The 13892-nt window shown below is 73.0% G+C and carries 12 protein-coding genes; 2 read left to right on the top strand and 10 right to left on the bottom strand.

Annotated elements, in window-relative coordinates; translation table 11 throughout:
• Nucleotides 1-95: 95 nt before the first annotated feature.
• From FB00_RS19185 to FB00_RS19150, 8 genes are all read right to left on the bottom strand, one after another.
• Nucleotides 96-974 (bottom strand): shikimate dehydrogenase, encoded by an 879-nt coding sequence (locus FB00_RS19185; RefSeq protein WP_047234519.1) that lies wholly within the window; start codon nt 972-974, stop codon nt 96-98.
• Nucleotides 971-2125 carry an endolytic transglycosylase MltG gene (mltG, locus tag FB00_RS19180; RefSeq protein WP_047234518.1) on the bottom strand — a complete coding sequence of 385 codons (1155 nt, stop codon included), beginning with the start codon at nt 2123-2125 and terminating at the stop codon, nt 971-973. Before mltG ends, FB00_RS19185 begins: the two co-directional genes overlap by 4 nt.
• Nucleotides 2122-2658 carry a Holliday junction resolvase RuvX gene (gene ruvX, locus FB00_RS19175; protein WP_231581950.1) on the bottom strand — a complete coding sequence of 179 codons (537 nt, stop codon included), beginning with the start codon at nt 2656-2658 and terminating at the stop codon, nt 2122-2124. The genes mltG and ruvX overlap by 4 nt, the downstream gene beginning before the upstream one ends.
• Nucleotides 2655-5342 (bottom strand): alanine--tRNA ligase, encoded by a 2688-nt coding sequence (alaS, locus tag FB00_RS19170; protein ID WP_047234517.1) that lies wholly within the window; start codon nt 5340-5342, stop codon nt 2655-2657. Before alaS ends, ruvX begins: the two co-directional genes overlap by 4 nt.
• 70 nt (nt 5343-5412) lie before the next feature.
• Nucleotides 5413-5772 (bottom strand): hypothetical protein, encoded by a 360-nt coding sequence (locus FB00_RS19165; protein WP_047234516.1) that lies wholly within the window; start codon nt 5770-5772, stop codon nt 5413-5415.
• A complete protein-coding gene (locus tag FB00_RS19160) occupies nt 5772-6167 on the bottom strand; it encodes a DUF948 domain-containing protein (protein ID WP_047234515.1) in 396 nt (131 codons plus the stop codon). Before FB00_RS19160 ends, FB00_RS19165 begins: the two co-directional genes overlap by 1 nt.
• Before the next feature lie 248 nt (nt 6168-6415).
• Nucleotides 6416-7042 carry a 30S ribosomal protein S4 gene (rpsD, locus tag FB00_RS19155; protein ID WP_047234514.1) on the bottom strand — a complete coding sequence of 209 codons (627 nt, stop codon included), beginning with the start codon at nt 7040-7042 and terminating at the stop codon, nt 6416-6418.
• A gap of 198 nt (nt 7043-7240) precedes the next feature.
• Nucleotides 7241-8713, bottom strand: coding sequence for a replication-associated recombination protein A (locus FB00_RS19150; protein WP_047234513.1), 1473 nt, complete (start codon nt 8711-8713; stop codon nt 7241-7243).
• A 126-nt stretch (nt 8714-8839) separates the two neighbouring features.
• Here FB00_RS19150 and FB00_RS19145 point away from each other — a divergent pair, with 126 nt between their 5' ends.
• Nucleotides 8840-11086 carry an MMPL family transporter gene (locus tag FB00_RS19145; RefSeq protein WP_331386756.1) on the top strand — a complete coding sequence of 749 codons (2247 nt, stop codon included), beginning with the start codon at nt 8840-8842 and terminating at the stop codon, nt 11084-11086.
• A gap of 104 nt (nt 11087-11190) precedes the next feature.
• Nucleotides 11191-11949, top strand: coding sequence for a response regulator transcription factor (locus tag FB00_RS19140; RefSeq protein ID WP_047234511.1), 759 nt, complete (start codon nt 11191-11193; stop codon nt 11947-11949).
• Here FB00_RS19140 and FB00_RS19135 read toward each other — a convergent pair.
• Together FB00_RS19135 and FB00_RS19130 are read right to left on the bottom strand one after the other, a co-directional pair.
• Nucleotides 11925-12311 carry a hypothetical protein gene (locus FB00_RS19135; RefSeq protein WP_047234510.1) on the bottom strand — a complete coding sequence of 129 codons (387 nt, stop codon included), beginning with the start codon at nt 12309-12311 and terminating at the stop codon, nt 11925-11927. The two genes, FB00_RS19140 and FB00_RS19135, sit on opposite strands and share 25 nt — an antisense overlap.
• Nucleotides 12308-13768, bottom strand: coding sequence for a glycosyltransferase family 2 protein (locus FB00_RS19130; RefSeq protein WP_231581949.1), 1461 nt, complete (start codon nt 13766-13768; stop codon nt 12308-12310). The genes FB00_RS19135 and FB00_RS19130 overlap by 4 nt, the downstream gene beginning before the upstream one ends.
• Between the last annotated feature and the right edge of the window lie 124 nt (nt 13769-13892).

Raw genomic sequence — 13892 nt, 5'->3', positions numbered from 1 at the left:
ACCGCCGTGCTCGGCGACGCGGCGCTCCGGGCGTACGCGATCGCCTGACAGCGGCGTCCGGCCCGCGGTCCTGACCGACGGTCTCCGACCGGCCGTCAGGCCGCGACGCCGAGGGCGGCCTCGAGCGCCTGGTCCATCGCGGTGAGCGGGGCCACCTTGCCGGTCATGAGGCGCACCTGCTCGGCCGCCTGGTGCAGGAGCATGCGCTCGCCGCCCACGACGATGCCGCCCGCCGTGTCCCACGCCACGGAGAGCGCCGTGGGACGGGGGTCGTAGACGACGTCGAGCAGCACGCCCGCGACCGGCGCGGCCGCCTGTGCCAGCGCCTCCGCGACCGGGTCGGCCGCGCGCGACGGAAGGGTCGCGACGACGACGTCGGCCTGCCCGAGGCGATCGACGAGCGCCGAGGACGACGCGTCGAGGATCTCGAACCGCGGCTCGACGCCCATGCGGTGCGCGGCGCGCTGGAGCGTGCCGGTCCGCCCGAGCGAGCGCACCAGGACCGTCGGCGCGGTGCAGCCGAGCTCGGCGAGGGCGGCCAGCGTGGAGGCGGCCGTCGCGCCCGCGCCGAGCACGACGGCGGTCCTCGCGTCCCGCTCCCCCAGTCCCTCGCGGAGCGCGGCGACGAGCCCGTGCACGTCGGTGTTCGTCCCTACGAACGTGGGACGCCGGCCGCCCGTGGGCTGCACGACGAGCGTGTTCACGGCGCCCACGACGTTCGCGAGCGGGTCGACGTGATCGAGCAGCGGGATCACCGCGTGCTTGAGCGGCATGGTCAGGCTGAGACCCGCCCACGACGCGTCGAGCCCGTTGACCAGCGCCGGGAGCTGCTCCTCGGTCGTGTCGATCGCCTCGTACGTCCAGCCGTCGAGGCCGAGGGCGTCGTACGCGGCCCGGTGCAGCACCGGGGACAGCGAGTGCGCGACGGGGTGGCCGAGGACGGCCGCCCGCCGCGGCGCGCGCCTCGCGCTCACCCGCCGTTCTCCGCGACCCACTGCCGGTACTCCTGCTTGAACTGCTCGAACTCCGCGTACTTGTCCGTGAACTTCGTCTCGCCGGTCTCCAGGTTGACCGTGACGTACCAGAGCCACGGGCCGGCGGGGGCGTTCATGACCGCCTCCACGCTCTCCCGGCTGGGGCTCCCGATCGGGGTCGGGGGCAGGCCCTGGTGGACGCGCGACGCATAGGGCAGGTCGGGGTTCTGGAACTCCTCGCTCGTGATCTGGTTGGCCGGCTTGCCGAGCCCGTAGACGTCGATCGCGTCCATGCCGAGCGGCATGCCGTCCTCGATGCGGTTGTAGATCACGCGCGCGACCATCCCCCGCTGCTCCGCGTTCTTGCCCTCCCACTCGACGATCGACGCCATCGTGAGCACCTCCTGGAAGCGCTCCGGCGGGACACCGAGGTCGGCGAGCTCGCTCGTGGTCTGGCTCACCATGCTCTGGATGATGCCCGTGGCGTTGACATCTCCGGGCTCGAGGACGTACGTCGTCGGGTAGAGCCAGCCCTCGTAGTTGCCGTTGGCCTCGGCCGGCAGGCCCGTCGCGGCGGTGTCGGCCATGGCGGCCTCGAAGTCGGCGACCGGGATGTCCGTCACGGAGGACGCCTTCTCGAGGATCTGCTTGACCGTGTAGCCCTCGGGAATGGTGATCTTCGTCTCGACGCGCGAGTCGTTCGCGACGAGGCGCGCGACGGCGTCCTTGGCAGGCATTCCGAGAAGGAGGGTGTGGGTGCCCGGCTGGATCTTCCCCGCGTTGGGGTTCTCCTCGAACGCCTTGGCGAACGCCGCCGAGCTGGCGACGACGCCCGCCTCGGTCAGCACCGCGCCCATGTCGCGGCCGGTCGAGCCGGGCTCGATGACCACGTCGACGGGGTCGGTGCCCGGGCCCTCGAAGTCCTTGGCCTCGAGCGGGTTGTCGAACCCGAAGAGGTCGGAGGCGTTGTTGAGCAGGAGGTACCCCGCACCGCCCACCACGAGGAGGGAGACGAGCAGCACCACGAGGGCGCGGCGGCGCCGGCGCTGGCGTCGCTTCTTCGCCGCACGGCGGGCACGCTGCTCCGAGCGCGACGAGCGCGCGGGCTGCTGCTCGCCCTGGACGGCGGGCCGTTCGAACAGGTCGGTCACGGTCGGTGGTCTCCTGTCGGGTCTACAGGTTCTCCGGCGCGCGCCCCCGCGCCCCGCTCGGCGTCGAGAGCGGATTGCAGAATGATAACGGCGGCGGCCTGGTCGACGACGCTGCGGTGCTTCTTGCCGGCGCGTCCCGACGCGTGCAGTGCCTGGTGGGCGCTGACGGTCGACATCCGCTCGTCGACGAGGTGCACCGGCACCGGTGCGACGACGCGTGCCACCCGTCCAGCGTACGCCCGCGCGCCCTGGGCGGCGGCACCCTCGCTCCCGGAGAGGTGGCGAGGGAGGCCCACGTAGACCACGCGTGCCCCGCGCTCCTCGACCTCGGCCGCGATCCGTGCGATGTCCGACGGGACCGCGGCGCCGGTGCGCGTGTCGCGCGCGAGCGTCTCGACCGGGGTCGCCACGAGCCCGTCGGGGTCGCTCGCCGCGAGCCCGACGCGCACGCTGCCGACGTCGACGGCGAGGCGCGCCCCCCGCGTGAGGGGGGCGCGCTCGTCGTCACCGGGCAGCCGGGGGACGCCTGTCACGCGGCGACCGCGGCGCCGTCGCGCACGGCCTGGAGCGCGGCGGGCAGCGCGGACACGTCCGTCCCGCCGCCCTGGGCCATGTCGTCCTTGCCGCCGCCACCACCGCCGAGCGTCTGGGCGGCCGCCTTGGCGAGCACGCCCGCGCGCAGGCCGGCGGCCCGGGCCGACGCGTTGGTCACGACGACCACCTGCGGGCGGCCCTTCGCGACGCCGCCGACGGCGACGACCGCGGGCTCGGACTCGCCGAGGCGGCCGCGCACGTCGAGCGCGAGCGCGCGGAGGTCGTCCGCGGAGGCGACCTCGCCGGCATCGTGCACGACGACGCGCGTGCCGCCCGCGAGCTCCGCGCCCGCGGCGAGCGTGCCGGCCACCGCGAGGAGCTGGCCCTGCCGGAGCTGCGCGAGCTCCTTCTCGGCGTCGCGCAGACGGGACACGAGCGCGCCCACGCGGTCCGGCAGCTCCTCGGTCCGCACGTTGAGCAGACCGGTGAGCTGACCCACGAGCGCGTGCTCCTTGGCCTGGAACCCGTACGCGCCGTCGCCGACGAGCGCGTCGACGCGCCGCACGCCCGAGCCGATCGACGACTCGCCGAGCAGCGTCACCAGGCCGAGCTGGCCCGTCTGCTGCACGTGCGTGCCCGCGCACAGCTCGCGCGACCAGTCGCCGCCGATCGACACCACGCGGACGACGTCGCCGTACTTCTCGCCGAACAGCGCCATCGCGCCCAGGGCGCGCGCCTCGGTGATCGGCATGAGCTGGTCCGTGACCTCGAGGTTCTCCTGGAGCTGGGTGTTGACCCGCTCCTCGATCTCCGACAGGGCACCCGCGGGCACGGCCGACGAGCGACGGAAGTCGAACCGGATGCGGCTCGGCGCGTTCTCCGACCCGGCCTGGGTCGCGTCCTTGCCGAGCGACTCCTGGAGGGCCTTGTGGATCATGTGCGTCGCCGAGTGGGCGCGGCTGATCGCCTTGCGGCGGTCCCGGTCGATCGTCGCGGTGCCGGGGTCGCCGAGCGCCGCGGTCCCCTCGACGAGGCGGCCGCGGTGCACCGACAGGCCCTTGATCGGGCGCTGGACGTCGTCGACCTCGATGGTCGCGCCGCCGTCGAGCACGATCGTGCCGTGGTCGGCGAGCTGGCCGCCGGCCTCCGCGTAGAACGGCGTGCGGTCGAGCACGACCTCGACGTCGGCGGGCGCGGTCGCGGCGGGCGCGGGCACGCCGTCGACGAGCAGCCCGGCCACGCGCACGGCGGCCGAGGACTCGGTGTAGCCGAGGAACTCCACCGGCGCGGAGAGCTCGCCCGCGAGCGACTCGTAGGCGGCCGTGTCCACCCCGCCCGAGCGCTTGGCGAGCGCGTCGGCGCGGGCGCGCTGACGCTGCTCGGTCATGAGCGCGCGGAACGCCTTCTCGTCGACCTGGACGCCCTGCTCGGCGGCCATCTCGAGCGTGAGGTCGATCGGGAAGCCGTACGTGTCGTGCAGGGCGAACGCCTGGTCGCCGCCGAGCAGCGGCACCCCGCCCGTCTCCGCGGCGGCCTTGGCCTTGGTGACGGCCGTGTCCAGGATCGTCGTCCCCGAGGTGAGGGTGCGGCGGAACGCGTCCTCCTCGGTGTAGGCGACGGTCGAGATGCGCTCGAAGTCGGTCGCGACCTCCGGGTACGACGGCGCCATCGCGTCGCGGCTCACCGGGAGCAGCGCCGGCATCGCGCGGTCCTCCACGCCCAGCAGACGCATCGCGCGCACGGAGCGGCGCAGCAGGCGGCGCAGCACGTAGCCGCGGCCCTCGTTGGACGGGCGCACGCCGTCGCTCATGATCATGAGGGCCGAGCGGACGTGGTCGGCCACGACGCGCATGCGCACGTCGTCCTCCTGGTTCGCACCGTAGCGCCTGCCCGAGAGCGCCTCGGCGGCCGCGATGACGGGGAACACCTCGTCGATCTCGTAGAGGTTGTCCTTGCCCTGGAGCAGGTAGGCGACGCGCTCCAGGCCCATCCCCGTGTCGATGTTCTTGCGCGCGAGCTCCGAGACGATCCGGAACTCCTCCTTCGACTTCACGTCGTCGATCGCGTACTGCATGAACACGAGGTTCCAGATCTCGAGGTAGCGGTCCTCGTCGACGACGGGGCCACCCTCCTGACCGAACTCCGGGCCGCGGTCGATGTAGATCTCCGAGCACGGGCCGGCGGGACCGGGCTGGCCCGTGGACCAGTAGTTGTCCTTCTTGCCGCGCGCCTGGATGCGCTCGTCCGGCAGGCCGGCGATCCGCTTCCAGAGCTGCCGCGCCTCGTCGTCGTCGTGGTAGACGGTCACCCAGACGGTCTCCGGGTCGAACCCGTACTTGCCCTCCTCGCGCGAGCCCGTGACGAGGTCCCAGGCGTAGGTGATCGCGCCTTCCTTGAAGTAGTCACCGAAGGAGAAGTTGCCGTTCATCTGGAAGAACGTGCCGTGGCGGGTCGTCTTGCCGACCTCGTCGATGTCGAGCGTGCGCACGCACTTCTGGACGCTCGTCGCACGGTCCCACGGCGGGGTCTGCTCGCCCGTCATGTACGGGATGAACGGGACCATGCCCGCGATGGTGAACAGCGTGGACGGGTCCGGGGAGACGAGCGACGCCGAGGGCACGACGGTGTGGTCGCGGTCGGCGAAGTAGTCGAGCCAGCGCTTGCGGATCTCGGCGGTGCGCATGATGTCCTTCGGGCAGTCGGTGGGTCGTGCGGGGTGCTTGCTGTGGGTCGCGGCGGCCGGGCCGCGCGTCCTAGAAGGAGTAACCGAGGAGGTCCTCGACGTCGTCCGTGTCGTCGAACGGGCTGGGGTCTCCCGCGGCCGGGCGCGCGTGGCGGCCGGCCGCGCGGCGCGCTCGGACGACGTCCGGGTCCTCCTGGCCCTCGGCGAGGAGCGCCGCCATGAGCTCCTGCTCGCGCGCGTCGCGCGCGAGCGTGAACTCGGTGCGGAAGTCGCGGGCGATCTCCACGACCTTCTCGCCCAGGCCGTTGACCTGCTCCGTCGCCTGGTCCACGAGCGACGCGGGCGCGTACCGCGCGAGGATCTTCTTGCCGCGGACGACGACCACGACCGTGATCGCGACCCCGACGCCGACCCAGAAGACGCGGCGCATCAGCGCGACCCCTCGGCACGCCCGGCGCCGTCCGAAGGACGGCGTCGGCCGAACGAGCGGGCGGCCGCCTGGCGCACGCCGTAGGTGAACGCGGCGACCTTGACCAGCGGGGCGCCGAACGTCGCGGCGTACAGCCCCGTGAGCGCCGAGACGTTCTCGCTCACCTGGGCGGCCGACGTCGTGATCGTGTCGACCTTGACGAGCTGGCTGTTGGTCGTGGCGACGGTCGTCGCGGCCTCGTCGAGGATCGGGACCGAGTGGTCCGTGACCTCCTTGATGCTCGCGCGCGCCTCGTCGAGCACGCGGCCGAGCTTGAGGAGCGGCACCGCGAGCAGGCCGACGAGCAGCACGAACGCGATGGCTGCGATGAGGCCGGCCACGTCTCCCAGGGACATTCTTCCTCCAGTGCCAGTCAGGGTGCGTCGTGCACGGACGTCGCGCGTCGTGCGCGGGACGGTCCACCTCGTCGCGGGGTCCTCGCGGACGTGCCCACGACTCCGCGAAACACTACCCGCACCAGGGCGGGGACCGCCGTCGGGCACGACACGACGAGGCGTCGCCGCGGTGCGGCGTGCGCACCGGTCCGGACGCACGAACGCCTCGCTCGCCGACGAAGCGGTGAGCGAGGCGTCCGGAGCGAGGGTCAGCGAGCGTAGTACTCGACGACGAGCTGGACCTCGCACTGCACGGGGACCTCGGCGCGCTTCGGGCGACGCGTGAGGATCGCGCTCAGCTTCTCGAGCTGGACGTCCAGGTAGCCCGGGACGGCCGGCAGGACGTCGCGGTGCGCGCCCGCGGCCGCGACCTGGAACGGCGTCGTCGCCTGGCTCTTCGGCTTGACCTGGAGGGTCTGGCCGGGCTTCACGCGGAACGACGGGCGGTCCACGATCTTGCCGTCGACGAGGATGTGGCGGTGCGTGACCGCCTGGCGCGCCTGGAGGATGGTGCGGGCGAAGCCGGCGCGCAGCACGAGCGCGTCGAGGCGGGTCTCGAGGTTCTCGACGAGCGCCTCACCGGTCAGACCCTTGTCCTTGCGGGCCTCCTCGTACGCACGCGCGAGCTGCTTCTCGCGGAGCATGTACTGGGCGCGCAGACGCTGCTTCTCACGGAGACGGACCGCGTAGTCCGACTCAGTGCGGCGGCGGGCGCGGCCGTGCTCACCCGGGGGGTACGGGCGCTTCTCGAAGTGCTTGACGGCCTTCGGGGTGAGGGCGATGCCCAGGGCGCGGCTCAGGCGGACCTGGCGGCGCGAGCGCTTGACAGACGTCACAGCGGTATCTCATTCCTGTCGTGTGTGTACTGACGTCACACCTGGTCCCGAGAGGTCGGGTCCGGGTGCGGGACCAGCCGATGGACCACGCGCCTCTCCGAGGGGAGAGACGGCGGGTCGGGGCCGAGGTCCCAGGTGGTCGCCGTGAAGGCAACCTGAGAAGTCTACCGCACCCCCGAGGTGGCGATCCCCGGCAGGTCAGCGCACCGGCTCGTCCTGCGCCAGGATGTCCCGGATCCGCCCGAGGCGGTCGGAGACCTGGCGCTCGTAGCCGCGGTCGGTCGGCGTGTAGTACCGCGACCCGACGAGGGTGTCGGGGAGGTACTGCTGCGCCGCGACGCCGTGGGGCGCGTCGTGCGCGTACCGGTAGCCGGTGCCGTGCCCGAGCTGCTTCGCGCCCGGGTAGTGCGCGTCGCGCAGGTGCGTCGGGACGGACCCGGCCTTCCCGGCGCGCACGTCCGCGAGCGCCGCGTCGATCCCGAGGTAGGCGGCGTTGGACTTGGGCGCGGTCGCGAGGTGCACGACGGCCTCCGCGAGGACGATCCGCCCCTCGGGCATGCCGACGAGCTGGACGGCCTGGGCGGCGGCGACGGCGGTCTGGAGCGCAGACGGGTCGGCCATGCCGACGTCCTCCGCGGCCGCGATGACGATGCGCCGGGCGATGAAGCGCGGGTCCTCCCCCGCCGCGATCATGCGCGCGAGGTAGTGCAGGGAGGCGTCGACGTCGGAGCCGCGCATCGACTTGATGAACGCGGACACGACGTCGTAGTGCTGGTCGCCGTCGCGGTCGTAGCGCACGGCGGCGACGTCGACGGCGCGCTCGACGGCCTCGAGGTCGACGCTCACGGGGCCGGACGACGCGCGGTCCGTCCCGGGCTCGCCGTCCCCGTCGGCAGCCGCGTCCTCCGAGGCTGCCGCGGCGACCGGGACCGGGGCGTCCGAGAGCGCGGCGCCGGCCGCCGCCTCGAGCACGGTGAGCGCCTTGCGCGCGTCGCCGCCCGCGAGGCGCACGAGGTGGTCCTCCGCCTCGTCGGTGAGCGCGACGAGGCCGGCGAGCCCCCGGTCGTCGGCGACGGCGCGGCGCACGAGGGCGCGGACGTCGTCGTCCCCGAGCGGCTGGAGCGTGAGCAGGAGCGAGCGGGAGAGCAGGGGCGAGTTGACGGAGAAGCTCGGGTTCTCGGTGGTCGCCGCGACGAGCGTGACCCAGCGGTTCTCGACGCTCGGCAGGAGCGCGTCCTGCTGGGACTTGGAGAAGCGGTGCACCTCGTCGATGAACAGGACGGTCTCGTCGCCGCCGGTCGCGAGGCGGCGGCGGGCGTCCTCGACGACGGTGCGCACGTCCTTGACCCCCGCGGTGACGGCGGAGAGCTCGACGAAGCGGCGGCCGGACGCGGTCGCGATGAGGTAGGCGAGCGTCGTCTTGCCGGTGCCGGGCGGGCCCCAGAGGATGACGGAGCCGGGCGCGGCACGGCCGCCGGACGCGTCCGACTCGATGAGTCGCCGCAGGGGCGAGCCGGGGACGAGCAGGTGCGCCTGGCCCGCGACCTCGTCGAGGGCGGCGGGACGCATGCGCACGGCGAGCGGGGCCCCCGGTCCGGGTCGCGGCGTGCCCTGCGCGCCGGAGGTGGCGGCGCCGAAGAGGTCGCCGCCGAACAGATCACCGGTGGACATGCCCCGAGCCTACGCACCGCCGCCCACGCTCCCGGACGCCGTCGGTGTGGGGAGGTCGGGTGAGCGTCGTCCACAGCGTCGCGAGGGATCTGACACGCGGCGCGGGCGGATGGGATGCTGGCGCTCGTGTTCTCGAGCCTCGGTCGTCGTGTCGCCCGTCATCCCCGTCTCACGGTCGTCGTGTGGGTCGTGCTCACCGGGCTCGGCTTCGCGCTCGCGCTGTTCGGCGTGCACGGCGAGAGCGTGTTCGACCGGGTGACCACGGGGGCGCCCTCCATCCCCGGGTCGGACAGCGAGCGCGCGACCGAGATCCTCGCCGAGAACGACGAGGGCGGCCCGGAGATCACGCTGCTGGTGAGCGATGTCGACCCGGCGGACGCGCAGGTCGTGGAGGCCATGACCGAGGTGAACGCGGACCTCGTCGCGATCGAGGGCGTGGACACGGTCATCAACCCGTACGTGATCCCCGGCGGCGTGGAGGACCCGGCCGCGCAGTCGCTCGTCGCGAGCGACGGGGACGGGTTCCTCACCGTGGTGACGCTGCGCACGGACCTCGACGCCGAGCGCACGGACGCCGTGGCCGAGCGCGTCGTCGAGCAGCTCGACGCGGTGCCCGGCGTCCTCGCGGAGGCCGCGCCCGACGCCGCCGGGGAGGCGACGGGGCTCGTCGGGTCGAACGCGCTCATCGTCGACGCCATCACGGGCCAGGTGGAGGAGGACCTCACGACCGGTGAGAAGTTCGCCCTGCCGGTCGCGCTGCTCATCATGGTGCTCGTCTTCGGCGGGTTCCTCGCGGCCGCGATGCCGATGGCGGGGGCCGTCGCCTCCATCGGGACGGGGCTCGGCGTGCTGCTGGGCCTCACGTACGTGCTCGACGTCGACGCGTCCGTGGTCAACGTCGTCACCCTGCTCGGGCTCGGGCTCTCGATCGACTACGGGCTGCTCGTCGTCTCTCGGTTCCGGGAGGAGCTGCACCGCCTCATCGAGGCCGGCGACGACCCGGCGTTGCGGCGACGCCGCGGGGACGGCGTGGTCCACGCGGCGCTCGTGCGCACGATGGAGACGGCGGGCCGCACCGTCGCGTTCTCCGCGCTCACCGTCGCGATCTCGATCGCCGGGCTCATGGTGTTCCGCCCGGACATCCTGCGGTCCGTCGGCGCCGGCGGCCTCGGTGTCGTCCTCGTCGCCGTCGCGACGGCGCTCACGCTCGTCCCCGCGCTGCTCGCGTTCTCGGGCCGCCGCCTCGCGAAGCCCGGCGTCCTCGGCCGCGTCCCCGGCCTGCGCCGCGTGCTCGCCCGGACCGCGGACGTGCAGTCCGACGAGGGCGCGTTCTCCCGGCTCGCGGCGCGCGTGCAGCGTCACCCGGTGTGGGTGCTGCTGACGACGGTCGTCGTGCTCGTCGTCCTCGCCCTGCCCGTCCTCGGGCTGCACATGCGCAACTCCGGCATCGAGCTGCTCCCCCAGGGCTCCCCACAACGCGAGTTCGTCGACGAGCTCGCCGCGCAGTACCCCTCGAGCGAGAGCGCCCAGGTGGTGGCCGTGGTCGACGCGAGCGTCGAGGAGGCGCAGGCGTGGGCGGACGAGGTCGCCGGGCTGGACGGCGTCACGAGCGTCGACCCCGCGGCACCGCTCGGCGACTACGCCGTCGTGGGCGTGCACGTCGACGCGGACGACGCCGGCGGGCCGGAGGCGGTGTCGGTCGTGCGCGAGGTGCGGGCGACCGACAGCGCCTTCGACGTGTGGGTCACCGGGCAGGCGGCCGGCCAGGTCGACTTCCTCGACGCGCTCGGTGAGCGCGTGTGGTGGGCCGTCGGCATCGTCGTGGGCGCGACGCTCGCGCTGCTGTTCCTCATGACGGGGTCCGTCGTGGTGCCGGTCAAGGCGCTCCTCACGAACGCGCTCTCGCTCGCGGCCTCGCTCGGCGTGCTCGTCTGGGTGTTCCAGGACGGGCACCTCGAGGGCCTGCTCGACTTCTCCTCGGTCGGGGGGATCGAGACGTACGTGGTCGCGCTCGTCGTCGCCTTCGCGTTCGGCCTCGCCATGGACTACGAGGTGTTCCTGCTGGCGCGCGTCAAGGAGCTCTACGACGCCGGGCACCCCAACGACGAGGCGGTGCGCCTGGGGCTCCAGCGCTCCGGCCGGATCATCACGTCCGCGGCGGCGATCATCATCGTCGTGTTCGCGGGCTTCGTCTTCGGAGACCTCCTCGTCATCAAGGAGGTCGGGTTCGCGCTCGCCGTCGCGGTGCTCATCGACGCGACGATCGTCCGCCTGCTCCTGGTCCCCGCGACGATGACGCTGCTCGGCCGGTTCAACTGGTGGGCACCCCGCCCGCTGCGCTGGGTGCACCGCAAGCTCGCGATCACGCACTGAGATCACCCGCCCGGAAGAGGCCCTGTCGGGTGTCGTTCGTGCGCGGGCACCGCCACCTGCGGTTACGGTGGTCGGCAGCACACCGGTCACACGGGGGGAGACGGATGGCGGACGACAACCGCACCGCGGTCATCGTCGAGGACGACGCGGAGATCCGTGAACTCCTCCAGACGGTGCTCGGACAGGCGGGATTCACGACCGAGGCGGCGGCGACAGGCGTCGAGGGCGTCGAGCTCGTCCGGCGTACCGACCCTGTGGTGACGACCCTCGACGTCAGCCTCCCGGACATCGACGGGTTCGAGGTATGCCGTCGCATCCGCCGCGTGTCGGACACGTACGTGGTCATGCTCACGGCGCGCACCGACGAGATCGACACGCTCCTGGGTCTCGACGCCGGCGCGGACGACTACCAGACCAAGCCGTTCCGGCCGCGCGAGCTGCGCGCCCGCATCGAGGCTCTCCTGCGGCGACCACGCCACGGCACGCCCGCGGAGGGCGTGGACCGGCCGCGCACGGCCCCGCCGCCCGGCGAGCCGGATCTCGTCGGCGCGGACGGCCTCCTTCTCGACGTGCCGCGGCGGACCGCCACGGTCGACGGCTCGGCGGTCCACCTCACGCGCAGCGAGTACGACATCCTCGGCGCGCTCGTCGAGGCGTCGGGCCGTGTCGTGAGCCGGAACGAGCTCGTCCGCGTCCTGTGGGGAGAGGAGTACGACGCCGGCACCTACGTCACGGACGCCGACCGCCGCAGCGTGGAGGTCCACGTCGCCAACCTCCGCCGCAAGCTCGGCGACGGCCCGACGACGCCGCGATGGATCCGCACGGTACGAGGGGTCGGCTACCGCTTCGACCCGATGGGCTGACCGAGCGTCGTCGGCGGGTCGCTCAGCAGCCAGGTCACCTCCTCGAGCACGGTGCGGGCGACGGCACGCAGCTCGTCGAGCGCCCGGCGCTCGTCCGCGACGCGGCGCACACCGCTCCGGTCGAGAACGCGCGTGACCGCCGCGGCCACCTCTTCGGCACCCACCATGAGCGACGTGGACCGCACCGTCAGGAGCATGCGGCGCGCCTCCCCCTCGTCACCGCGGGCCAGCGCGGCGGCCGCAGCCTCGATCCGCGGGACGAGGAGATCCCGGTAGGCCACGAAGAAGCGTCGGACCGCCTGCGCGTCCCCGTCGAGGTCGTCCGCGAGCGCCGTCCAGGCCCTGCGCAGGTCGTCCTTCACGCGACGAGTCCGTGATGGCGCCGCACCAGCCGGCGCAGCATGAAGACGGTCTGGGCGATGGTGACGATCCCGAGGACCGGCCACCCGACGGCCAGCACCGAGGACCGGGCGTCCGGCGGGAGGATCGTCCAGGCCCAGAGCACGAAGACCAGCCCGACGAGGGCGACGAGCAAGGGGCTCAGGAACGCCCAGCCGCTTCCGCGCTCCGCCTTCGCCTGCGCCGCCCAGTTGTCCGTCCGCGACCGCGCGAGGAACTTCGCCCACGCGCGCGCGAAGTGCCCGACCCGGATCCACATGTAGAGCTCCGCGGGCACGAGGGTGGCCGCGAACAGCACGTCGCGCCACGTGCGGTCCTTGATCGAGAGGGCGGTCCGTACGTTCAGGGCCACGGCGACGACCGGCGGGACGAGCCAGACCGGCGAGAACTCGAAGGCGTGGAAGCTCAGCGCTCCGGCGACGAGCAGGCCGAAGAGGAGGCGCGTGACGGCGTTGACGAGCATGCCGACGTTCTCCATCCACCGCAGGCGCAGGTGGGGATGGAAGGGCTGGCCCCGCGTGTCGCCGCGCTGCCCGGGCCACATCAGGTCGATGGCACCGTAGTTCCACTTGACCTGCTGGCCGTCGAGCGCCCGGAGCGTGGTCATGCCGCCGACGGTGGCACGCGCGGTCGCGGAGATCTTCGTCGAGTATCCGAGGGACTTGATCTGCAGGCTGAGGAGGGAGTCCTCGACCTCCGAGTCGGAGACCCAGGGGTGGCGCTGGTGGTGGGCGCGCATCACGGCGTCGAGAGCGGACATCCGGAAGAGGGACGCCTGGCCGCCGAGGACGGCCATGTTCCGGCCGCGCAGCAGGTTCTGCATGTTGAACGCGGCGAACTGGGCGCGCTGCCCGGTGAGCAGGAACCGGGCGACCGCGCCGCGCGGAGACACGTTGTCCACGGTGTAGATGGCCGAGATCCCGCCGATGCGGGGGTCGGAGGCCATCTCGGCCTCGAGCCGCTCGACGGCGTCCTTGGCCATGACGGTGTCGCCGTCCACGCCGAGCAGGTAGTCCGCGCCCTGGACAAGGCGGAATCCGTAGTTGAGCGCACCGACCTTCTTGTCGGGGAGGGCGCCGAGGTCGTGGACGTAGACGCGCGTCGTCTGCTCCACGCCACGGCGTCGCACTGTGCGCTCGCCGGCGAGCTTCGACGCCTTGGCGAAGGTGCGGTCGCTGGTGTTGTTGACGACCACGTGCACCGCGTCCGGGACGCGGGTCTGGCGCAGGAGGCCCTTGAGGACCGCCTTGATCGTCGAACCCTCGTTGTACGCGGGGATGACAGCGCCGATCGTCGAGCGGCGCACCGGCTCGTGCACGACGAGGTCGTCCGGGGTGAAGTGGTAGCGGTCGAGCTCCTTGCCGAGCGGCGCGGGCTGGCCGACGCCGGCCGGAGGCCGGTCGGTCATCAGTGCGGTCATCATGGCCTCGTGTGTCGGGAGGGATCTACGAGACCGACTCTGCGCGTCCCGACGCGACGCAGGCGCCGCGTCGACGCAGCGGAACCTCAGGATCGGCTCAAGATCTGCCACGACGACGAGGGCG

This window comes from Cellulosimicrobium funkei (assembly GCF_001019615.1).
Classification (GTDB): domain Bacteria; phylum Actinomycetota; class Actinomycetes; order Actinomycetales; family Cellulomonadaceae; genus Cellulosimicrobium; species Cellulosimicrobium cellulans_E.
Note: the sequence above shows the minus strand (reverse complement) of the source record. Positions and strands in the feature narration are given on the sequence as shown.